Source organism: Microseira wollei NIES-4236 (assembly GCF_020521235.1).
Classification (GTDB): domain Bacteria; phylum Cyanobacteriota; class Cyanobacteriia; order Cyanobacteriales; family Aerosakkonemataceae; genus Microseira; species Microseira wollei.
Genome location: NZ_BLAY01000021.1, coordinates 51,595 through 73,352, shown reverse-complemented (window position 1 = coordinate 73,352; position 21,758 = coordinate 51,595). Strand labels below are relative to the sequence as shown.

General features: G+C 46.3%; 21 protein-coding genes and 1 pseudogene. 7 read left to right on the top strand and 15 right to left on the bottom strand.

All coding sequences use genetic code 11. From position 1 onward, the window contains the following. From MiSe_RS09265 to MiSe_RS50825, 6 genes and pseudogenes are all read left to right on the top strand, one after another. Positions 1–262: pseudogene (locus MiSe_RS09265) on the top strand (hypothetical protein); the annotation flags it as partial. Between the two features lie 503 nt (positions 263–765). Continuing rightward, entirely contained in the window at positions 766–1,239 is a 474-nt protein-coding gene (locus tag MiSe_RS09260) for a Nif11-like leader peptide family RiPP precursor (protein WP_226577860.1), read from the top strand. A 222-nt stretch (positions 1,240–1,461) separates the two neighbouring features. Continuing rightward, positions 1,462–2,751, top strand: a complete 1,290-nt coding sequence (locus MiSe_RS09255; RefSeq protein ID WP_226577857.1) for a nif11-class peptide radical SAM maturase 3 — start codon at positions 1,462–1,464, stop codon at positions 2,749–2,751. Between the two features lie 103 nt (positions 2,752–2,854). Further along, positions 2,855–3,001: a hypothetical protein gene (locus MiSe_RS09250; RefSeq protein WP_226577854.1), complete on the top strand. Its 147-nt coding sequence runs from the start codon at positions 2,855–2,857 to the stop codon at positions 2,999–3,001. 337 nt (positions 3,002–3,338) lie between these two features. Further along, positions 3,339–3,608 (top strand): hypothetical protein, encoded by a 270-nt coding sequence (locus MiSe_RS09245; RefSeq protein WP_226577851.1) that lies wholly within the window; start codon positions 3,339–3,341, stop codon positions 3,606–3,608. 30 nt (positions 3,609–3,638) lie between these two features. Further along, positions 3,639–3,770, top strand: coding sequence for a hypothetical protein (locus tag MiSe_RS50825; RefSeq protein ID WP_264196419.1), 132 nt, complete (start codon positions 3,639–3,641; stop codon positions 3,768–3,770). A gap of 240 nt (positions 3,771–4,010) precedes the next feature. Here MiSe_RS50825 and MiSe_RS09240 read toward each other — a convergent pair whose 3' ends face one another. Next, a complete protein-coding gene (locus MiSe_RS09240; RefSeq protein ID WP_226577848.1) occupies positions 4,011–4,544 on the bottom strand; it encodes a hydrogenase maturation protease in 534 nt (177 codons plus the stop codon). 661 nt (positions 4,545–5,205) lie between these two features. Here MiSe_RS09240 and MiSe_RS09235 point away from each other — a divergent pair. Next, positions 5,206–5,994, top strand: a complete 789-nt coding sequence (locus MiSe_RS09235) for a PEP-CTERM sorting domain-containing protein (RefSeq protein ID WP_226577845.1) — start codon at positions 5,206–5,208, stop codon at positions 5,992–5,994. A gap of 81 nt (positions 5,995–6,075) precedes the next feature. Here MiSe_RS09235 and MiSe_RS09230 read toward each other — a convergent pair whose 3' ends face one another. From MiSe_RS09230 to ppsA, 14 genes are all read right to left on the bottom strand, one after another. Further along, positions 6,076–7,416, bottom strand: a complete 1,341-nt coding sequence (locus MiSe_RS09230; protein WP_226577842.1) for a polymer-forming cytoskeletal protein — start codon at positions 7,414–7,416, stop codon at positions 6,076–6,078. A gap of 125 nt (positions 7,417–7,541) precedes the next feature. Beyond that, positions 7,542–9,128, bottom strand: coding sequence for an SGNH/GDSL hydrolase family protein (locus MiSe_RS09225; RefSeq protein ID WP_226577839.1), 1,587 nt, complete (start codon positions 9,126–9,128; stop codon positions 7,542–7,544). Positions 9,129–9,241: 113 nt separating this feature from the next. After that, positions 9,242–9,778 (bottom strand): universal stress protein, encoded by a 537-nt coding sequence (locus MiSe_RS09220; RefSeq protein WP_226577837.1) that lies wholly within the window; start codon positions 9,776–9,778, stop codon positions 9,242–9,244. Positions 9,779–10,109: 331 nt separating this feature from the next. Next, on the bottom strand, positions 10,110–10,379 hold the full coding sequence (locus MiSe_RS09215; protein WP_226577834.1) for a hypothetical protein: 270 nt from the start codon (positions 10,377–10,379) through the stop codon (positions 10,110–10,112). 45 nt (positions 10,380–10,424) lie between these two features. Further along, positions 10,425–11,591, bottom strand: a complete 1,167-nt coding sequence (locus MiSe_RS09210; RefSeq protein ID WP_226577831.1) for a SpoIIE family protein phosphatase — start codon at positions 11,589–11,591, stop codon at positions 10,425–10,427. Next, positions 11,578–12,099 (bottom strand): PAS domain-containing protein, encoded by a 522-nt coding sequence (locus MiSe_RS09205; protein ID WP_226577868.1) that lies wholly within the window; start codon positions 12,097–12,099, stop codon positions 11,578–11,580. The genes MiSe_RS09210 and MiSe_RS09205 overlap by 14 nt, the downstream gene beginning before the upstream one ends. Before the next feature lie 9 nt (positions 12,100–12,108). Next, a complete protein-coding gene (locus MiSe_RS09200; protein ID WP_226577829.1) occupies positions 12,109–12,360 on the bottom strand; it encodes a (2Fe-2S) ferredoxin domain-containing protein in 252 nt (83 codons plus the stop codon). Between the two features lie 339 nt (positions 12,361–12,699). Beyond that, positions 12,700–14,127: a Ni/Fe hydrogenase subunit alpha gene (locus tag MiSe_RS09195; RefSeq protein ID WP_226577826.1), complete on the bottom strand. Its 1,428-nt coding sequence runs from the start codon at positions 14,125–14,127 to the stop codon at positions 12,700–12,702. A 97-nt stretch (positions 14,128–14,224) separates the two neighbouring features. Further along, entirely contained in the window at positions 14,225–14,773 is a 549-nt protein-coding gene (locus MiSe_RS09190) for an NADH-quinone oxidoreductase subunit B family protein (RefSeq protein WP_226577823.1), read from the bottom strand. Between the two features lie 231 nt (positions 14,774–15,004). Further along, on the bottom strand, positions 15,005–15,721 hold the full coding sequence (gene hoxU, locus MiSe_RS09185; RefSeq protein WP_226577820.1) for a bidirectional hydrogenase complex protein HoxU: 717 nt from the start codon (positions 15,719–15,721) through the stop codon (positions 15,005–15,007). Between the two features lie 307 nt (positions 15,722–16,028). Continuing rightward, complete coding sequence (locus tag MiSe_RS09180; protein ID WP_226577817.1) at positions 16,029–17,615, bottom strand: NuoF family protein; 1,587 nt, start codon at positions 17,613–17,615, stop codon at positions 16,029–16,031. A 151-nt stretch (positions 17,616–17,766) separates the two neighbouring features. Next, positions 17,767–18,282, bottom strand: coding sequence for a bidirectional hydrogenase complex protein HoxE (hoxE, locus tag MiSe_RS09175; RefSeq protein WP_226577814.1), 516 nt, complete (start codon positions 18,280–18,282; stop codon positions 17,767–17,769). A gap of 110 nt (positions 18,283–18,392) precedes the next feature. Continuing rightward, the gene (locus MiSe_RS09170) at positions 18,393–18,932 is read right to left on the bottom strand and encodes a universal stress protein (RefSeq protein ID WP_226577812.1); all 540 of its coding nucleotides are present in this window, start codon (positions 18,930–18,932) and stop codon (positions 18,393–18,395) included. A 205-nt stretch (positions 18,933–19,137) separates the two neighbouring features. After that, positions 19,138–21,648, bottom strand: coding sequence for a phosphoenolpyruvate synthase (ppsA, locus tag MiSe_RS09165; protein WP_226577808.1), 2,511 nt, complete (start codon positions 21,646–21,648; stop codon positions 19,138–19,140). Between the last annotated feature and the right edge of the window lie 110 nt (positions 21,649–21,758).

Below are 21,758 nucleotides of genomic sequence, written 5' to 3'. Positions count from 1 at the left end.
CGAACTCTCTGAAGAAGAATTAGTGGGAGCCGTGGGTGGGTATATAAGAAGGCCTCCTACGATGCAGCCTTTGTACGGGGTAATCTGGTGGCCTCCAAAACCATATCCAAAACCGCTACCGCAACCGGAACCTTGTCCAAAACCGATCGACGTACAGCCGATGTATGGAGTCGTAATCGAGCCGATCGAGCCGATCGAGCCGATCTATGGACCACCGATGCAAGCGAAGTACGGAGCTGTGATTATTGACAATCAATACTAACTCCATTTGCTAGTGACATCGATCCAAAGAAACCCGGTTTCTCAGCGCTCGCCCAGAAGCAAACCAAGTACGTGCCAAAAATTACTGATAGCGCAAGTTGCTAGTTATAAACTTTGGCGGTGCTAATGGCTAATTGCTAATTGCTAATATAGTATTTTTACTGACATTAGCCATTAGCCATTAGCCATTAGCTTCTATTTATGAGATAACTAGCAACTTGAGTTAATACAGGACTTACGCACCACGATCGTATCATCAAAGTTTGTTGCTACAATCTCTAGTTGCCTTGACCGACGATTTTGCCAAGAAACTTTGGCGATCTCCGTAAGTCCTGTAAATAATTAAGCTGCCAAATTGGCAACCAGCCTTTGATTTTATGAGATACAGTTTTGAGAACGGCTTACTTGCAAGCTCAATCTAGAGAGAGCGAGTGTATGCACGGGATCAATCACAGCAGAAAGCAGCCAGGTAAGTCGGTTTTTTTACTCGCTAAGGAGAATGTAATGTCATTAGAAATTTTGGCAAAAGTCAAAGAGTTCATTGTCAGAATGGTGAAAGACCAAGATTTCCGCGCCCAACTAATGAGCGGGAAAGTCGAACAAATTAGAACAGCGATGCTAGAAAGTGGCTATAACTTTTCCATTGAAGAATTTGAAACAGCCACGCTCAAAATATTGGAATTAAAAGAAGCGGGTGAATTCCACGACCTGACTGAAGAAGAATTAGTGGGAGCCGTGGGTGGGTATATAGGAAGGGGTCGTAGGCTCCAGCCAATGCACGGGGTAATCAGGTGGCGTCCAAAGCCGGAACCAAAACCGCTACCGGAACCGGAACCTTGTCCAAAACCAATCGACGTGCAGCCGGTTTATGGGGTGGTGATCGATTCGATCGATCTGGGCGGATTGATGGGTCAAGCGGCGTATGGAGTGGTAATCGATCCAATGGACGAATTTATTTTTCCAATTGTACCCGAGTAAAAGTTGCTAGTGACATCGAGCCAAAGCAACCCGGTTTCTCGGAAAAATCATGGGTTTGACAGCGAGAAATTTACTCACAAACCGGGTTTCTGACTGGGGTAATTGTACTGAGGGCAAAACCCTGTTCATCCAATTAGCAATTAGCAATTAGCAATTAGCAATTACCAATTACCAATTACCGCTGTTAATCATAACTAAAACTCAAAATGAGGGTTAGCACCAATGCAATATCGTCGCACCAGTTATGCTGTCTGGGAAATTACTTTAAAATGCAATTTAGCTTGTAGCCACTGCGGTTCAAGAGCGGGAGATGCACGCACCAAAGAACTTTCTACAGAAGAAGCTTTGGATCTCGTGCGGCAGATGGCAGAAGTTGGAATTAAAGAAGTGACTTTGATCGGCGGTGAAGCGTTTATGCGTCCAGACTGGCTGGAAATTGCCGCCGCTATTAACCAGGCGGGAATGCGTTGCACCATGACAACTGGCGGTTACGGCATCACCTTAGAAACCGCAGGCAAAATGAAGCAAGCGGGTATTGGGACGGTTTCAGTTTCGATTGATGGTTTAGAAGAAACCCACGATCGCTTGCGGGGCAGAAAAGGGTCTTGGAAATACGCTTTTAAAACCATGAGCCACCTCAAAGAAGTGGGGATTCCATTTGGTTGCAACACCCAAATTAACCGCCTGTCTGCACCGGAATTTCCCCGCATTTACGAATGCATTCGCGATGCGGGTGCGCGCGCATGGCAAATTCAGCTGACGGTGCCGATGGGAAATGCCGCAGACAACGCACATATGCTGCTGCAACCCCATGAATTACTCGATATCTACCCAATGATTACCCGCGTCGCCCGTCGTGCTTACCGGGAAGGCGTGCAGGTGCAACCGGGAAATAACATCGGTTACTATGGCCCGGAAGAGCGACTGTTGCGGGGGCGGGGAAAAGCCAATGAATGGGCATTTTGGCAAGGGTGCGGCGCCGGACTTTCCACGTTGGGAATTGAAGCTGACGGTGCGATCAAAGGTTGTCCTTCCCTACCGACTGCTGCTTATACGGGTGGCAATATCAGAGATCGAAGCTTGAGAGACATTGTCGAACATGCAGAAGAATTGCGCTTTAATATAGGCGCAGGGACACCCGAAGGCACAAAACACATGTGGGGTTTCTGCAAAACCTGTGAATTCGCCGAACTTTGCCGGGGGGGTTGTTCTTGGACGGCGCATGTTTTCTTTAACCGTCGAGGTAACAATCCTTACTGCCATCACCGGGCGCTAGTTCAAGCCGAACGAGGCATCAGAGAGCGCGTCGTTCCTAAAGTTCGCGCACAAGGACTGCCGTTTGACAATGGCGAATTTGAATTAATTGAGGAGTCAATTGATACTCCCTGGCCGGAAAACGACCCGCTGCACTTTACAGCCGACCGCATTCAGTGGCCCGAAACTTGGCAGGATGAAGCCGACGTGTCTTCAGAACTTACCCACGACGAGCGTATCACCTTTGTTTCTGCCTAGATCTCTGGTTGCCAAACCGAAGATTTTTCATAGAAACCCGGTTTTTTTGCCTCAGTCCTGTTCTTATTCGTTAGTTGCTGGTTAATTAAAGGGGGTATAGATCGTGACAGAAAATTCTTCTAACCAAAATGCAAAATTTGATGGGGAACCTTCCCTGCTTCCTCGTCAAGCTTGGAACAGTCAATTAGCTTATTTCAAAGCAGTTTTGAAAGCAAAGCAAGCCTTAGATCGAAGGCAAAAATTTAATTGAGTAGCGAAGAAACAAAGTAAATCCGAGGGATAAGCGAGCAATCTAGAATCCCCCGCTACGCCAGAGCCACCCAAAAGTTGCGGTGCCGCTTGAAAGGTGACGATCTCAATGGGATTTTCTCAGCTTAAAGATAGCTAGTCCCAAGCGCTCCGGGGCGGAACATTGCCTAGTTTCTGAAGGTGAAACACCGACCCCACTACCTTGCCCCAAAGCAAGAGCGAAGCAAACTTAACCCAGTCATGGAGATGCAGAAATACAGAACTTTGTATTCCTTCATCAAGATATTCGTGATTTCCTAGCAGGCAAACCCGATCTATTGCAGCGAATTTTGGCACACATGAAGCGCCCCTTAGCTGATGCGGCTGCGGTGAATTCTACCCGATTTGCCATGGTCAAAATGACGCAGCATCTGTGTGACACGGTGAAGTGTTGCACGGGTGGCAGAACAAAATTTAACCGCACTCAGCAGGGGTTTGAAAAGGCTCACAGTATTGATGCTGCCTGGGTTGGGGAGTCTGGCGCCCGGGTTCAACTGCGAACAAACCAGCCTTTAATCGTGACTTGTAAGGGTGATGGAAATCGCCAAGCTCGTCGCGTCAATGGGTGAGGATTCCCGGCAGTTGAAAAGGCGAAAGACTTGTTTCATCACGTCAGTGCAGGTGACATCGTTAAAGTTCATCTCGTAAAGCACAGAAAGAAGGTGAAACCACCCGACTTACACGACGCAGGTCAAGACCCCGACCCAGAAAGGATGCGAAGTTCTGATTAATGGAAATCCTATCACTTTATCGACGATGAAAGACATTGTTTTTGTACACCGTAGTGATGGGTATGGATATGTATTCTAAAATGCTACTTTTTGCTCGAAATTACTCCGATATGACGCTACTAACTCAAGTTGCTAGTTATCTCTCTGGGAGCGGCTAATGGCTAATGTCAGTAAAAATCCAAGATTAGCAATTAGCAATTAGCAATTAGCAACGCCAAAGTTTATAACTAACTTGCGTTACTAGATGATATCGACCAGCTGCTTTTTGCCATTTGGCAAGGTTGTATGGGGTGGGGAAGGCTGGTGTTTAATTAGGCGGTCAATTTCCTCTAAAGCTTCTTCCATCCCTTGAGAGGCGATGGGTGAGAGGTCATTGCTTAACTCAAAGTTGACCGCCGGTATGCCTACCCACCAAGCTTGGGGATGAGCATTGTACAGTGCTTGCGCGATCGCTAACAACATTTGCGGGTCGCTGGTATGTCCCGTTGTGGCTACGGAATGGGCGGGTTCTAAGGGACATACCCTGACTTCCGGCGGTGTGGCCTCGGTATAAGCATCTACAAAGATAACGCGATCGACAACAGCAAGTTCCTCCGCCAATTCCGGGGTGAGTTGGTGAACCGCAAGACTTCGCAGGTTAGGCACTCTCCATTCTTCCACCGCACGTGCTACCCTTTGTCCCACCCCATCGTCGCCCCGCAGTTCGTTACCGTAGCCAATCACCAGAATAGACTGACGCAGGGTTTTTAGCGTAGCAGTTAAATGGCAACTCATAATTATTCCCTCAATTTCTCCCTTTTTTCGTTGAGCAGGACATTATTTGAGCTTTTGCGCGCGAGGCGACCTGCTTTCGTCCACAGCCAACTCTACCACCAGCTTAGGAGGAAAATTTGAGGAAGCCGTGAGGAATCGTTTCTCTGTAAAACTACGCAGATAACGGTAAACTTAGATATTCGTTCTGAGGTTAGATCTAAAGTACCAGCGGCATTGTGCCGCGAGCGCTCAAATCGCTCCTCTCAGTAATTATACGGTAATGCACTTCAAATTAAGTGTCTTCTTTTTATAATAATTTACGTAAACTTTAAAATAACGGTTAGATTAATAATTTTTTGATGAAGATTGGGTACAGGTGCTGGAACAGCGGCAGGGAAAAACCTTAGATTTAGTAGATGGGTAAAGCTTGAGCGATCGCCAGCTTTTGGCTTTCAGTAATTACCACAGGTACGACTGGCGGAAAAACTTTGGCGATACGCAAGGGCAGGCACAGTTAGAGATCGCACCTATTTCAAGCTTTATACACCTAGATAGATGCCAATTACCTGAGATTTGGTGCAAATTCTTGGCATGGTAAAATTGTTTTGCAGGAAGATGCTTGGTGTCGCTTTTTACCCTTTAATAGAAACCAATTCATAAATTCCCTGGAGAGACTCGATTAATGACGAAGAATCTATCAGTAGTAGCTGCTGGAGCTGCTTTGCTTACTTTTGGGACGGGTGCAGTGGGTGGGGCGGCGATCGTTCCTGGTAATCTGGAGAATATTGAAGGTAACGCTAACAGGGGTTTACCCTTCAATAGTTCTTATTTTGGCATGTCTTCGCTGCGGTATCAGCAAGTATTTGCAGCCAGGGAATTTTCATCCCTATCCGAACCATTCCTGATTACCCAAATTCTATTTCGCCCTGATGCCGTTTGCGGCTGGTCTTTTTCCTCGACTCTGCCCAATATTCAAATTAACCTTTCCACAACAAAGAAAGCCCCTGATGATTTGAGTAGGATTTTTGCACAGAATGTCGGTGCAGATGAAAGGGTAGTTTTCAACGGGGGACTGTCGCTTAAGAGCGCATTTACTGGCGCTGCAACAGCGCCGAAAAATTTTGATATCGCCATTAATTTGGCGACGCCATTTCTCTATAACCCCAGTGCGGGAAATCTTTTACTCGATGTGAGAAATTTTTCAGGAGGCTTTTCAACTCAGTTTGATGCTGAGGACACTTTTGGAGATTCTATATCCCGCGTTCTCAGCACTCGTGTCGGTGCATCTACAGGTACGGCAGATACTTCGGGATTAGTAACAAAATTTGTCACAACATCAGCAGTACCCAGAGTACCAAACAAGGCAGTTCCCGAACCTGCCTCGGTGCTGGGTATACTGGCTGTTGCTGGTTTGGGTGCAACTTCAGCACGCAAGCGCAAGGGTTGTTTAAGTAGTAACTCAAGTTGCTAGTTAGCTAATGGCTAATTGCTAATGGCTAATGGCTAATTGCTAATTTTCCATAAGCAATTAGCCATTAGCAACTTGGGTTAATTAAACTGCCATCAGTTGTCGATCTTCTGGCGCGGGATTGAGTTTTGTTCGCCCCCAGATCCAAATAGCACCCAAACCTAGCAAGACTACAATCAAATCGAGAATGCCACCCAGCACGGGTATTGCTGTCAAGATGACAAACGCTACCAAGCCGACAACTAGCGCCACAAAACTCCTATATGTGGCGTTAGGGCGCAGTTTTTGCAGTAGCCACCGTCCACCCAAAAAGCTGAGGACAATTTGAGGCACGAAGCTAGTAACAATTCCGAACCCAATTAATAGGGCGAAATTAGCCAGCATACCAATGCCGATGGCAGGCAAAATTAAGTTTGGCAGGGTGAAAGCCAATACCATCATCAACAGCATGGTGACGATAGCGATGGCGATCGCCGCCGCAAACACGGTAACAAATGTCACAACACCCCATCCCAAACTCGGTAGTGGCCTTGCTTGCACAGTCGCTGCCAAGCTGCGAGTCCAACCGGGGAAGAACCGCAGCAGCAGCCACCCAATTAGCACCAACGCACCAAAACGCTGCAATTGATAGAGCAGATTGTTAGTTGAACGCTGCGGCGTTGAGGTTGCAACCCCTTCCCTCTCCAACGGCTCTCGTACCACACCGCCTGCTAGTTGGGCTTTTGGACTAATTTTTGCTTCATTAACCGATTGGTAAGTCAGTTTGCCACCAATGCGAGCCGTATCGGTCAGGGTAAGACCGGGTTGCACTTTCGGTATTTCTACGGGGGGTTTTGGTGCAAAAGGAACTTCTAAAGGATCGGAGTCGCCAACTGCCGCGACGCGCAGGTTTTGACCCACGGTGCCGCTGAGGGCAAAGGAATTCATCGCGCCTAAGACGTTTTGCTTGACGTTACCTGCCAATAAAGCTTGAGCGCCGATAAAGTTGAGATTGCCGCCGATTGTACTGCCAGCCTTATTTTCCAAGCTTAAGCCAGCAGCTTGAGCATCATCTCCCACCCGCGCTTTATTCCCCAGAATCAGGACTTGTCCCGCGATGCGGACATCATCGCCAACGGTACCGTTGAGGGTCACCACTTGACCAGCGGCAATTAAATCTCCCTCGACTTTACCGTTAACGGTGACTCGCTTTCCAGCCAGTACCGCATCTCCTTTCACCGTTCCGTCGATGGTGATAGTTTCCTCAGCCAAATATAAGTCATCGTTAATCACCTGCCCAGCGGTGATGATAACTTGCTTTGGAGTTGGATTGTTGCTCGACCAAACTGGGGTAACAGCCAATAGCAGGGGTAATAACGCCAAGGCTAAGAGGAATAGGAGTCCTCTTTTAGTTGAAATTCGCCATCGTTTGATCTGGTTCATCATTTTTTTCTCCCTAATATGAGAACGACGATCCTAGAAACCGGGTTTCTGTGTCTGTTGATGAGAAATTCCAGATGGGAGCATTTGATTTCAACTACTGTCGAGCCTTGGCGGAAATTTAACCTGCTCTAGTAATTAGAATTAAGCAGACGTGCCATGACGTTGAAATTGTTGTCCACCCAACCAAGCAGATTAAAAATGTTGTTAGCCAAGCGGGGTGGTTTAGAAATCAACGTATCCAACTCGATTAAGCGTTTGAAATCGATATTTCCGCTCCCATTAAACTTAACTCCCGCCAACTTCATGATATTCATCAACTCTTGCGCCACAATGCCGTAGCCAATTGTAGTAGGATGAACTCCATCTAAAGAGAATAAACCGCCTTGAATTCGCCCCTGGGCATTAGATAGATAAAACTTTGAATCCGGCACTGGATTAAGGGCTAGCAGTGGTTGTGGCAAGGGGTACTCCGTCCACCAATCTGGTCTGGCATCGGGGTCTTCAATATAGCGGCGAGATGCCAAACGATCCAGCAAACCAACGGTTTCAAACAGATACCAATCTCGGCCTTCAGAGCGACCCTTTCGCACTGCATCCGCGATAAAATCGTTGTATTGGTCAATCGCACTATCGATGGCTCTGGCTTCCTGTGCGGTGATGTGCGGGTGCTTTTTGGGTTCGAATTCTGCGTTGCCGATCCAAGGCAAGCTGTAATAAGGAAAATATCGCGAACCCTTGTTGACTTTATCGCTTATGCCACGGGCAAAAGGCACGATTGTGACGTGAGGAACCGTACCCCAAATCACGTGACGGGCGCGGATTTTCTTAACTTCCTCGACTATTTCATCCAATTCTGCTTTAAAGTGAACCGGATGCCAAACGGTATAGATATCGTTTTTATCCATATCGTCGTAATCGTCAGCCGTCCAATTTACCTTGAAGGTTAAAATGCTGCCGAGTGCGTTATTAGCACCGATGAGGATAATTAAGGTTTCAATCCCATCTCCGCTACCAGTTTCAGAGGTTCCCTCTGCACCCAAAGCTGCTGCTGCTTGTAGCGGTGAAAGTGCTTTCCCCGCTTTATCTCTTGCCGAGTTCAACACCCGCAACGCGGCGCGTTCGTTATGATTTCCGACGATTTGCTGCACGGGATCGTCTTTGGGCGGATTTTTAGCAATGACCTGTTGGCAAATATCCGCCGTGCGCGAGATAGTATTCCGCAAATCCCAGCCATAAACTGCCAAGTTGTGGTTAATTTTTGTTTGGGTTGGTAAGCGGGAACCATCGCCCCGTTCCCAATAATCCTCGATGGCGTCCATCGATGATTGTAAAAATAACCCAGCTGAAACAAATTCCCACCAATCGATATTGCTGCCAAATTTTGCTTCTAAATCTCGCGCCAATCGTTCGATATTAAGTGGCAGTCCATCTCCCGGACTGTTGTAAACTGGATAGCGGAATTTATCAAACCAGCCTAATTCTTTGGCAATCATGGCGGGATAGGAAAGGCTGGTATTAAAAATCGCTCCACTCTGAAAGCCGTGGGTGAGGGAGTCGCCAATGGTGACGAGTCGATGGCGGGGCGTTCCTTGTCGGTTAACGTTAACTGGAATTCCTAGCTTTGGATCGGTTTCCGGGCGGCGCGGTCCGGTTGTAACATTTACATCCTGCGGTGTTTTCGGATCGAGCATTTCGGGCGTTAGTTGTCTTGCCATTTAGCCTCCTAGTAATGGATTATTAGCGTATATTAACGCTCCAGAAGCTTTTAACTAAGATCCGGAAGCACGCAATATTTCGCAATTGTTACCCAGCCTAATCCCTTTCCCCGTTAAGAAACTGCTGACTCTTTTTCTGGTGCAGTTTCTATTTTATGAACGATCGCTTGCACGGTGAGAACGGAACAGGGCGCGTGGTGGAGGACGTAGTTGCTGACACTACCCAAGAATAACTCACTCAAACCCGCTCGACCCCGACGCCCGACGACAATCAGGTCTGCGCCCCAATTCAGGGCTTTTTCGCAGATGGTTTTACCGGGACTACCGGGTATTTGGGTGAATTCGGCGTTGACACCAAGGGCATTGGCACTGGCGGTGCGAGTGCGCAACAATTCCAAGCATTTCCCTTCAAATTCATCCCACTGCTTGCGATAGTTCATTACGATTTCTTCCCGCACTTCGGGATATATCTCCGGATACAGATCCAGAGTGGAAAATCCAGCTATTTTTGGACTGTCCTCTTCTTCCGAAGATAATACGTGCAATAACATCAGACTCGCTCCCATCGCCTTAGCAAGGGTCAGCGCTTCCTCAAAAATGCGCTCGCCGATGTAGGAACTGTCCATCGCTACTAGAATTTTGCGAAACATAGTTTTGGGTCCTTTTTTTTGAAAGGATTTGTTTTGTGATTAGCTTTCTGGGTAATTGCAAGCTTGCTAATTGCAAGCTTGCTAATTGCTAATTGCTAATTGCCCCTACACCTATTTCCGATGCAACCGGAAATGATATTATTAGCCGCTCAAGGCGCTGATTTTTCTCAGATACGCAAAAATCCGATTGGTTTTCCAGGTTAAACTTTTCGGAATCGGTTAATTTTTTTATGCTTCAAGCTTTTTGATTTCAGCAGCCATCGGCAACAGGAATTCTTTCATCTTTAATCATGACACCTTTATTCGTATTTTTCTATACTTTTTTTCTAATCTACATATTTCTACAACTTTCCTCACAACTGCGGTTTTGGATGGGCAGTTCGCTTTCCAGGAATGATATCGAATCCGGTTGCATCGGAATTACAGCAGTTTTCAATTGGGTGCTTGTAGGGGCTAAGGCCAAAGTAAGCTTTGTCGCTAGCACAAAGTTCCTCGCCTGCCGTGCCCCTACTAATGATTCAAATGCAACCGGAATCCAGATGATGAAGCGATCGCCCGCCGCCCATACTCCTAAACTACCCCGCTTTGGAGCCAATACCACATTGGGTATAATTTGAGCAATCCTTCTCTGGGTGGATTTAGCCGGTTAACAGTATTCTAAAATGACTTCTTTTTGTTTTTCTCGCAATATTTTAACTAACTCTTCTATTAAATTACGGCGAATCGAGATATTTTTGGGCAGCAGGGGATTTTGGTAAAAGTCGTTAATTTTCTGACCTACTAAAAATAAAAGCGAATCCGCTGATAAAATTTCCCTAACTAACATTACAGAACCGTTATTATCGTCAGGCAATCTAGATATATCGCAATGACATTGTTTTAAAATTTCAATCGCTTTTGACATGGTTAAGATGCCTTCTGTCACTAAATCAATCCCCTTTAATTTGCCAATTGGGGGGAGATCTTTCCGCATTGTCTCAATTTCCATGTCAATTGTTTCCCCCAAATAATTAGCGACAATATTCCCCGTCGTCCCGCCGCAGATTATTTTTTTACCCTCAAAGTTTAACAGTCTTTCTACATACTCCCTATCCTTATTTTTATCGATAGGGGGGCCAGTAAATATCATTAACGGATTTGTTTTTCTAACATACAAACCTACAAAGGTTGCATCATCGCCAATTTGGCCTCGATAAAGCGAATGAGTTTCTTTGATAACGCTATTAACAATATTCCGCGAATTATGAACTTGCCTAACAAACAATTCTTCTATATACTTAGAAATGCTTTCCCATCCCCAACCAAAATTTAGCGTTTCCCCCAATCCTGCATAAAGGATACCATCGCTAATTGCCCCTAAAAAATCCCCATTTTCGAGATAACCTTCGGCTACGGTAACTTTTTTATCTAAAATCTGTTCGGTTTTGGTTTCTAATTTAACCAGCTTACCTTGTTTAAAATAAAGAACTGGAGGATTATCAAAATTAATCGATTTAAACTTATTCGTTTCCCGTTCGATTTGAATAATCGTAAATGTAGCGTAAGCAATTTTTCTAACTTGACAAATCGGTAAAGTCCCGATAACAGTTTTAATTACCTCTTCTATAGAAACATCTGCATTGAGCATCGTAATAATAATTTCTGTGGTTAGGGTAGCCAGAATGTTGGCTTTAACCCCACTCCCTAACCCATCGGATAAAACAATTGTTGTTTTCTTTTCATTCTTGCAAAACTTGACTTTGTCGCCGCAAAGTTCTTCTTCTTTTTTATTTAAGCTTAAATTGTAAATATCCAAAAAGTTATCCATCTTCAAAAACCTCCTGTTCGAGCATTTTGACTATTTTTAAGAGGCTGACTTTTGTTTCTGCGGTTGTTTCTCCCAATAACCCAGCAATTTGCTGGGCGACTTTCATTTGATTGTCTACTACTTCGTTAACTTTAGAGATGGTTTCGGTTTTTAATTTGATGATTTCTTTTTGGCGTAGTTTGTCATGGGTGGTATCAACCATGATACAAGCGACGATGCTTTCATCGGGGATGGGAAAAATCACTTTTCTGACATATAAATTATGTTCTTTGTATTCGGATTCTTCCACGCGAATCACTTCATTTTTTTCCCAAACTTTTTGAAAATCCCTGACGTCGCTTTTCAAAATTAAGGATACTGGTTGCCCAATTATCTCTTCTGAGTCTACATTAAACATTTTACAAAATGCGGGGTTGACAATTGTAATATTCATCTCCTTGTTAACTACTATTAGACCATTGGGGTCATATTCCCATAACAGTTCCCACAGACTTTTCTCGCTTTTTTTCACAATCCCCTGCCTTTAGATTATATTTGGCAATATTTCGTCTTTGAATTTTTGTTCGACGTTTTCAGGACTAATCTTGCTAAAGACTTTATCTTTGTATTTCATCACTATACCATCGCTACAGGTTTCTAGGCAAAAAGAACCCTTGAGGTCGAATTTGTCTTCGAGTTGATATTGGATCATCATACTTTGGAGTTTGGGCAATACTTCATAAACTCCCAGTTGATGACAAGCGGAACCCATGCATAAATAGAGATTTTCTTTCATAGGTGATTGCTCATTGCTAATGGCTAATTGCTAATTGCTAATTGCTAATTGTTAATTGCTAATGGCTAATTGTTAATTGTTAATTGTTAATTGTTAATTGCTATATCATATTTACCGAGATAGTTATTAGTTATTAGCTATTAGCCGCAAGGCGTAAGATATAGCAACCGCACTGGCATTTAGGACGTTCTGAAGTCCAGCAGCACACCGAATATTGACGCCCCTTCTGCTAGTCTCTAGACCCTAGTCCCTAGCTATAACTAGCAACTTAAGTTAATAGGTAATGGGGAATTGCTAATTGCTGTTGCTTACAATTAGCAATTAGCAATTAGCCATTAACTAATTACGATAGACTTCGTTGAGAACGGTTCCATCTGCTGCAATTAATTGGACGTGCAGGGGCATTTGTCCGGCGGCGTGGGTGGAACAACTGAGGCAAGGGTCAAAGGCGCGAATTCCTGCTTCGACGCGGTTTAACATGCCTTCGGGGATTTCGTTTCCTTTGATGTAATGTTTGGCAATTTGGGTGACGGTTTTGTTCATTGCCAAGTTATTTTGTCCTGTGGCAATGATGAGGTTGACCTTTTTAATTAGGCCATTTTCGTCTACTTGATAGTGGTGGAATAACGTGCCTCTTGGTGCTTCGCTGACGCCGATTCCTTCTAAACTATTAATGTCAGCGACGGATCTGGTGCGAGGGGAAACAATATCGGGATCGTCTATCAGTTGTTCGATTTTTTCAATTGCTGCCACAATTTCAACGAGTCGGGCGTAATGGTAGAAGAATGAGGATGTGACTGCTTTACCGCCAGCGCGATCGCGCATTTCCTGCAACTCCCTATCCGCATCTGGGGTGCCGATGCGATCGCATACATTCAATCTCGCCAATGGTCCCACTCGATACATCCCCTCCGGATAACCCATCGGTTTGTAATAAGGGAATTTCAGATAAGACCAGGGTTCCACCGCTTCGCCGATAAAGTCTTTGTAGTTATCTTCACTGAGGTTATCGGCAACAATGTTACCTTCGCTATCCCGGAAGCGAAGAACGCCATCGTAATGTTCCCATTCGCCGTTTCTGGTGACTAACCCCATGAAGAGGGAAGGGAAATTGCCAAACGCTTGGACTTCATCTTGGAATTGGTCTAAAAGGCGCTTGAACAAATTGAGGGCGTGTTCTGCGGTGGCGCGGGATTCGGGGAGGCGATCGCGTATCCACGATCTGCCTTCTTCTGAGATAGGCGATCGCACCCCACCAGGCACCGCCCACGCCGAGTGAATTTTCTTTCCTCCCAATATTTCCAGAATTTGCTGACCAAATTGGCGCAAGCGAATTCCACCCCTTGCCAAATCCGGATCTGCTGCGATTAAACCAAATATATTGCGAGTTGCAGGATTGCTATCCCAACCTAATAAAAAGTCCGGACTACTCAGATGGAAAAACGAAAGCGCGTGAGACTGGGTAATTTGCGCCAAATTCATCAAGCGGCGTAATTTATCCGCTGCCGGGGGAACCTTCACCGCCAAAATTTTATCCCCAGTTTTCGCCGATGCCAGCAAGTGACTTACCGGACAAATGCCGCAAATTCTGGCAGTAATCCCCGCCATTTCTGCCATCGGGCGCCCTTCGCAGAACTTTTCAAATCCGCGAAATTCTACAACGTGAAATCGAACATCATCCACTTCATTTCCATCGTTGAGATAGATGGATATTTTCGCGTGACCTTCAATGCGGGTAATTGGGTCAATAACAACTGTTTTAGCCATATTAATCCTCTTTGATTGCTAATTGCTAATTGCTAATTGCTAATTGCTAATTGCTAATTGTATATCTGAGCAACCATTAGCCATTAGCCATTAGCCATTAGCCAAACTTAATCATATCTCGACCTTGCATGACGGGTTTTTCGCCCTGTAAAAGTGGTTCGATGCTGGCTTTAATTCTCTCGGCGGAGGGGGGACATCCGGGCATAAACATATCCACTTTTACGACTTCATGCACTGGGGAAACTCGTTCTAGCAATTCTGGAACAATGCCGGGAAAATGGGGCAATTGGGGCGTTGTATCTCCCAATTCGAGGTAGCAGCGCCTTAAAACCGGATCTGCACCTTTGATCATATTTCGCATTCCTGGTACGTTGGCAGTTACGGCACAATCTCCGAAGGAAATGAGGAATTTCGTTCTTTCTCTAACTTTGCGAAGTAGTTCCAGATTTTCCTCGTTAGCGACTGCGCCTTCAACTAAGCAAACATCCACGCCTTCCGGGTATTCTTTAATATCAGAACCAACCGGACTGTAGACAACATCGACTTTCTCGGCAAGTTCAATTAACCACTCGTCTAAGTCGAGAAAAGACATGTGACATCCCGAACAACCCGCTAACCAAACTGTGGCGAATTTTATCTTTTCCATTGCTACCTCTTTTTGAAAGTTGCTAATTGCTAATTGCTAATTGGTGATTGCTAATTGCTAATTGCTAATTGGCGATCGCTTTTTCTGTGTATTACCCATTAGCCATTAGCCATTAGCCATTAGCCATTAGCCATTAGCCATTAACCATTAGCCATTACCCATTAGCCATTAGCCATTAGCCATTAACCATTAGCCATTACCCATTAGCCATTAGCCATTAACCATTAACCATTACCGCGTCCATTGATGTTTTTCCCTTGCGGTGACGAGGAAGTCTAGTTTACTGCGATCGCGATCCATTTCCGCCACGGTGACGCCTTTGCGGAAAATTGCACCAGTGGGACAAGCTTCCACGCACTTGCCACAACTCGTACAAGCGCTAACTGTTCCCCAAGGTTGATTTAAACCAGTCACGACTTTGGCAGCAGCGCCGCGAAATGCCACATCCCAAACATGCGCGCCTTCAATTTCATCGCAGACGCGCACGCAGCGGGTACACAGGACGCAACGGTTATGATCGATGCCGAAGCGATCGTGAGAAATATCAACATCTCTTTCGGGGAAACGATAGGGGAAGCGCGCATGATCCATCCCCATTTCTATGGCTAAATCTTGCAATTCGCAATTCCCATTTGCCACGCAAACGGCACAAACGTGATTGCCTTCCACAAACAACATTTCTACGGTCATGCGCCGATATTCTTGCAATTTGGGCGTGTCGGTCTGAATTTTCATCCCTTCCCAAACCTGCGTAACGCAAGCAGGTAGCAACTTATTCATCCCTTCAATTTCTACCAAGCACAACCGACAAGCACCAACATCAGAAACCCCATCTAAATGACACAAAGTAGGAATCCGAACCCCTGCCTCTTTTGCCGCTTGGAGAACTGTCGCCCCCTCTTCAATCGCGATTTCACTGCCATTAATTGTTAAAGTCTTTACCGACATGTATCCTCCTCTGTTGTTTGCTAATGGCTAATGGCTAATGGCTAATGGGAAGAAAGACCTATTAGCAATTAGCAATTAGCAAATTGTTAAAGTCTTTACCGACATGTATCCTCCTCTGTTGTTTGCTAATGGCTAATGGCTAATGGCTAATGGGAAGAAAGACCTATTAGCAATTAGCACTTAGCAAATTGTTAAATTCTTTACCGACATGTGTCCTCCTCTGTTGTTTGCTAATGGCTAATGGCTAATGGCTAATGGCTAATGGGAAGAAAGACCTATTAGCAATTAGCAATTAGCAATTAGCCAATTATTTCTGAATCAACGCTAAATACTCATCTCGGAAATAACGCAGCGTACTCAACACCGGATTGGGCGCAGATTGTCCTAAACCGCACAAACTCGTGCATTTCACCATATCGCACAAAGCTTCTAACTGTTCCAAATCCGCCATTGTTGCTTGCTTGTTGAGGATTTTAGTCAATGCTTGATACATCTGTACCGTTCCTACGCGGCAGGGGATGCACTTCCCGCAGGACTCGCCGCGACAGAATTCCATGTAAAACTGGGCAACTTCCACCATGCTCGTAGTATCATCCATCACCACCATGCCGCCGGAACCCATCATCGATCCGAGTTGCACGAGGGAATCGTATTCGACTGGGGTATCCAATAACGATGAGGGAATGCAACCACCAGAAGGCCCCCCGGTTTGCACCGCTTTGACTTCGCCTTCGATGACGCCGCCGCCCATTTCTTCCACGATTTCTCGCAGGGTAATCCCCATCGGTACTTCGATTAAACCGTTGTTGCGGATTTTACCCGTGAGGGCAAAAACTTTAGTGCCTTTGCTTTTTTCGGTGCCGATGCTGGCGTACCAGTCTGCACCTTCGCGCACGATCGCAGCAATATTAGCGAAGGTTTCCACGTTATTAATCAGCGTCGGACAACCCCACAATCCCGATTGGGCGGGGTAAGGTGGACGGGGGCGCGGGTTACCCCTACCGCCTTCAATCGAAGCAATCAGCGCCGTTTCTTCGCCGCAGACAAAGGCACCGGCACCGATGCGGATGCTGACTTTAAAGTCAAAGGGCGAGTCAAAAATTTGACTGCCTAAAATACCGAGTTTTTTGGCTTGTTTGATCGCAATTTCCAGACGTTCGATCGCTAGGGGATATTCGGCGCGGACGTAGATGTAGCCTTCGCTAGCACCGACGGCATACGCTGCGATCGCCATCCCTTCCAACACCCGATGCGGATCGCTTTCCAATACCGACCGATCCATAAATGCACCCGGATCGCCTTCGTCGCCGTTACAGACCACATATTTTTGTCCGGGAGGCATTTTTGCCACCGTTGCCCATTTCAACCCCGTAGGATAGCCAGCACCGCCTCTCCCGCGCAAGCCGCTTTTACTAATTTCTTCCACGACTTGCGCGGGGTTCATGTCGTGTATGACTTTATACAAAGATTGATAGCCCCCGGCGGCGATATATTCTTCGATGCGTTCCGGGTCAATTTTGCCGCTAGTTTCGCGCACGATGCGCTTTTGACGGGTAAAGAATGGGTGTTTAAAATCACCTTCTTGTGCGGTTGTCGTGCCGCCATTGAGCGAGTCAATAATACTGGCAGCTTGTTCTGGTTCGACTCGTTCGTAGAGTTTATCTTGCGGATCGATTTCTACGAGTGGGCCATTGCCGCAAAAACCCATGCATCCCACGCCGACGACTTGGATGCGATCGCTCATTCCCAACTCTTTGACTGCCCCTTCTAAATTCTTCTTCACCGCTACAGAATTGGCAGCGCGACATCCAGTTGAGGTACAGCAATGCACGCGAATCGGTTTGTAATTGTTGCGCTCTTTTTCGGCAATTTCGAGTAGTTCTGGTAAGTCCATAATTGCTAATTGCTAATTGCTCATTGCTAATTGCTAATTGCTCATTGCTAATTGCTCATTGCTAATTGCTGATTGCTCATTGCTGATTGCTAATTGCTAATAGGTTTTTCTGTCCATTAGCCATTAGCCATTAGCCATTAGCCATTAGCCATTAGCCATTAGCCATTAGCCATTTTTCGATTCTTTCTAGTGCCTGTTCTGCCGATACTTTTCCGGCGACTTCGCCATCGAAAACAACGGCGGGGGCAATGCCGCAAGCACCAATACACCGCGCTGTCATTAATGACATTTGTCCATCTGGTGTGGTTTCGCCTTGATGAATGCAAGCTTTCTTTTCTAGCGCTGCTAACACTTCGCCGCTGCCTTTGACGTAACAAGCTGTTCCTAAACAAACTACGCAGCTATGAGCGCCGCTGGGTTTAAGGGAAAATAGATGGTAAAAAGTGGCAACTCCGTAGACGCGACTGAGGGGTAATTTTAGACCGCGCGCGATGTATAGCAGTACGTCTTCTTCTAGGTAACCGAAAGCTTCTTGCGCTTTGTGCAGGATTTCAATTAAAGCATCTTGGCGATATTGATTCCGCTTCATGGTAATATCCAGCGCTTTGAAGCGTTTATCGCCGCTGGGATGTTGTTTTTGAGTTGATTTTTCTGCGTTTGCAACCATGTTGTTTATTCCATTTGAAGAAGAATTATTTAACCGCGAAGACGCGAAGATCGCGAAGGAAGAGACAGAAGGAAGGGAGTAAGAATTTCTACGAGCGTGCTTTTTCCTGATTAATAACTAAGATTTGATTTTTCTAGGTTAGATTGTTCGGTTGTGGTTTTAACAGTTTGTACGGTTAAAACGGAGCAGGGGGCGTGGTGGAGTACGTAGTTGCTGACGCTACCTAGTAAGAATTCGCCCAAACCAGAAAGACCGCGACGACCGAGTACAATTAAGTCGGCGCCCCAAGTGCGAGCGATCGCGCAGATGGTTTTGCCGGGATTGCCGACGTTTTGAGTGAATTCGGCGCTGACGCCTGCGGTGTTCGCTTGGGCGGTGAGCGATCGCAGCATGTCTAAACACTGAGTTTCAAATTCATCCCACTGTTTGCGATAACTCATCAACATTTCTTCGGAGACTTCTGGTGCTAAATCTGGATAAATTTCCAAACCAGAAAAAGCACCGGCAATTCTGGGACTGCTTTCTTCAACTGGCGTTAGTACGTGCAACAGCAGCAGGTGGGAATTCATTGCCTTACCTAATGTCAAAGCTGAGTCAAAAACTTGCTGACTGCTGTCAGAATCCATTGCTACTAAAATTTTGTGAAACATAGTTTTTATGGGGAATTGGTAATTGGTAATTGCTAATTGCTAATTGCTAATTGCTAATTGCTAATTGCTGGTTGATTGGCGATTTTTCGCTTTTTTACTCCTTCCCTAGCCTTTTGGGAAAGGGAAAGAGTAATAGGAATTGCGACTCTGGTTCAATTGCTAATTACCAATTACCTATGAGCAATTAGCAATTAGCAATTAGCCATTAGCCATTAGCTATTTCGGCTTCGGTTTTGGCGATTTCCAGCATCGTCTTGAGAACGGTGTCCGGGTTCAAGCTGATCGAGTCAATTCCCTGTTCAACTAGGAAGCGGGCAAATTCTGGGTAGTCAGAAGGCGCTTGACCGCAAATACCGATCTTGCGATTGTTTTTCTTCGCCCGTTCGATCACCCAGCGCACCATTTCTTTGACGCCTTCGTTGCGTTCGTCGAATAGGTGGGCGACTAAGGCGGAGTCGCGGTCTAGACCTAATGTGAGTTGCGTTAGGTCGTTGGAACCGATGGAGAATCCGTCGAATACTTCGCTAAATTGATTCGCGAGGATGACGTTGTTGGGAATTTCGCACATCACGTAGACTTGCAAATTGTTTTCACCGCGTTTCAGGCCGTATTTTTCCATTTCCGCCAATACTCGGCGACCTTCGTCGGGGGTGCGGCAGAAAGGTATCATCGGGATGACGTTGGTTAAGCCCATTTCGTCCCGTACCCGTTTGAGGGCGATACATTCTAAACCGTAAGCGGCGCGGTATTTTTCATCGTAGTAACGAGATGCGCCCCGCCAACCGATCATCGGGTTTTCTTCGTGGGGTTCAAATTGCTTACCACCCAAGAGGTTGGCGTATTCGTTGGATTTGAAGTCGGACATCCGCACGACTACTGGATTGGGATAGAATGCGGCTGCGATCGTGCCGATACCGTGGGCGAGTTTATCGACGAAGAAGTCGGGTTTGTTGTCATACAATGCCGTCAGTTCGGCAATTTCTTTCTTCACCAACGGATCTTCGAGGGTATCGAAGTTCATCAAAGCTAATGGGTGGGCTTTGATGTGGTTGGCGATAATGAATTCTAGCCGTGCCAATCCAACGCCATCGCAAGGAATTGCCGATAAACCGAATGCTTCTTCTGGGTTACCCACGTTCATCAAAATCTTGGTGCGGGTGCGAGGTAGGTTATCGAGTTGGGTTTCTTGGACTTCAAACGGCACTAAACCCTCATAAACGCGCCCTTCTTCCCCTTCCGAACAAGAAACGGTAATTTCTTGTCCTGTCTTCAACGTGCCGGTAGCGTTACCGCAACCAACGATCGCCGGAATTCCCATTTCCCGTGCAATAATTGCTGCGTGGCAGGTGCGTCCACCTTGGTTGGTGACGATCGCACTCGCGCGTTTCATGATCGGTTCCCAATCAGGGTCGGTCTTATTTGTTACCAACACTTCACCAGGTTGGAATTCGTCGATGCGGTGAACGTCTAGAATTACGCGGGCTTTACCTGCACCGATCATTTCGCCCACTGCACGTCCGGTTACCAAAACGTTACTCGTACCGTTGAGCTTAAAGTTCTTGATGACGCTGGCGGATTTTTGCGATTGTACTGTTTCGGGGCGGGCTTGGACGATGAACAGTTCGCCGGTTAAACCATCTTTTGCCCATTCAATGTCCATCGGGCTGTACGTACCCCGGACATCGGAATAGTGGTCTTCAATAATGCAAGCCCACTTACCTAATGTGAGAATTTCGTCATCGTTGATGGCATATTTGCCCCGTTCTGATTCTGGGACGGGGACGTTCTTGGTTTGCTTACCGCCGCCCACGTCGTAGATCATTTTGATTTCTTTACTGCCGAGGCGTTTTTCCAGAATCGGCTTGAAGCCTTGTTTCAGCGTGGGTTTGAAAACAAAATATTCGTCGGGGTTGACGGCACCTTGGACGACGTTTTCACCCAAACCGTAGGCGGCGGTAATTAATGCCGCATTCTTGAAGCCAGTTTCCGTGTCGATGGAGAACATGACGCCGGAAGATGCTAGGTCAGACCGTACCATCTTTTGCACGCCGACGGAGAGGGCGACTTCAAAGTGGTCGAAGCCTTTAATTGTGCGATAGGAAATAGCGCGATCTGTGAAGATGGAGGCAAAGCATTTATGGCAAGCTTCCAATACTGCATCAACGCCGTATACGTTGAGATAGGTTTCTTGTTGACCGGCAAAACTGGCATCGGGTAAATCTTCCGCCGTGGCGCTGGAACGGACGGCTACGTCAACGTCGCTGCTGTAGCGCTTGCATTCTTCTTGTTCTTCCGGCGGGAGTTTTTCGCAGAATTCGGCGCTGGTGCCGTAGCGATCGCATAATTTCAGGTAAGCCTGAGTAATCGCTTCTTCTAGTTCTTCCGGGAATGGCGTGTTGAGAATTAAAGCACGCGCTTGTCGCCCCCGCATCCGCAGGTTCTTGACGTTTTCCACATCCAGGTCAGAAAATAGCTGGCGCAGTGTTTTTTCTAATCCAGCTTGTTCGATAAAGTACCGATAAGCATAAGCTGTAGTGGCAAAGCCAGTGGGTACGTTCACCCCTTTGGGGGTCAACTGGCGAATCATTTCACCCAATGAAGCGTTTTTGCCGCCCACTAATGGAATATCGGCGATACCAACGTCCTCGAACCACAGGACTAAGGCTTTTTCTTTCGGAGTTTGGAGAGTTTGTTCTCTTTCAGTTGCTTGCACCATAAAACTCAATCCGCCTCACAATTCGGTTTCTAGAGCTTTTGCATTCCTTGCTACCCCTGGCTGTTGAATCACCCACGATTACACTTCCTTCGCATCTCGAGCATCGCTCT

Excerpts from the sequence above, each read along its gene's own strand:
- MiSe_RS09260 (WP_226577860.1), top strand. The coding sequence starts at position 766 with ATGTCATTAGAAATTTTGGCAAAAGTCAAAGAGTTCATTGTCAGAATG.
- MiSe_RS09255 (WP_226577857.1), top strand. The coding sequence starts at position 1,462 with ATGCAATATCGTCGCACCAGTTATGCTGTCTGGGAAATTACTTTAAAA.
- MiSe_RS09245 (WP_226577851.1), top strand. The coding sequence starts at position 3,339 with ATGAAGCGCCCCTTAGCTGATGCGGCTGCGGTGAATTCTACCCGATTT.
- MiSe_RS09240 (WP_226577848.1), bottom strand. The coding sequence starts at position 4,544 with ATGAGTTGCCATTTAACTGCTACGCTAAAAACCCTGCGTCAGTCTATT.
- MiSe_RS09235 (WP_226577845.1), top strand. The coding sequence starts at position 5,206 with ATGACGAAGAATCTATCAGTAGTAGCTGCTGGAGCTGCTTTGCTTACT.
- MiSe_RS09230 (WP_226577842.1), bottom strand. The coding sequence starts at position 7,416 with ATGATGAACCAGATCAAACGATGGCGAATTTCAACTAAAAGAGGACTC.
- MiSe_RS09225 (WP_226577839.1), bottom strand. The coding sequence starts at position 9,128 with ATGGCAAGACAACTAACGCCCGAAATGCTCGATCCGAAAACACCGCAG.
- MiSe_RS09220 (WP_226577837.1), bottom strand. The coding sequence starts at position 9,778 with ATGTTTCGCAAAATTCTAGTAGCGATGGACAGTTCCTACATCGGCGAG.
- MiSe_RS09200 (WP_226577829.1), bottom strand. The coding sequence starts at position 12,360 with ATGAAAGAAAATCTCTATTTATGCATGGGTTCCGCTTGTCATCAACTG.
- MiSe_RS09195 (WP_226577826.1), bottom strand. The coding sequence starts at position 14,127 with ATGGCTAAAACAGTTGTTATTGACCCAATTACCCGCATTGAAGGTCAC.
- MiSe_RS09190 (WP_226577823.1), bottom strand. The coding sequence starts at position 14,773 with ATGGAAAAGATAAAATTCGCCACAGTTTGGTTAGCGGGTTGTTCGGGA.
- hoxU (WP_226577820.1), bottom strand. The coding sequence starts at position 15,721 with ATGTCGGTAAAGACTTTAACAATTAATGGCAGTGAAATCGCGATTGAA.
- MiSe_RS09180 (WP_226577817.1), bottom strand. The coding sequence starts at position 17,615 with ATGGACTTACCAGAACTACTCGAAATTGCCGAAAAAGAGCGCAACAAT.
- hoxE (WP_226577814.1), bottom strand. The coding sequence starts at position 18,282 with ATGGTTGCAAACGCAGAAAAATCAACTCAAAAACAACATCCCAGCGGC.
- MiSe_RS09170 (WP_226577812.1), bottom strand. The coding sequence starts at position 18,932 with ATGTTTCACAAAATTTTAGTAGCAATGGATTCTGACAGCAGTCAGCAA.
- ppsA (WP_226577808.1), bottom strand. The coding sequence starts at position 21,648 with ATGGTGCAAGCAACTGAAAGAGAACAAACTCTCCAAACTCCGAAAGAA.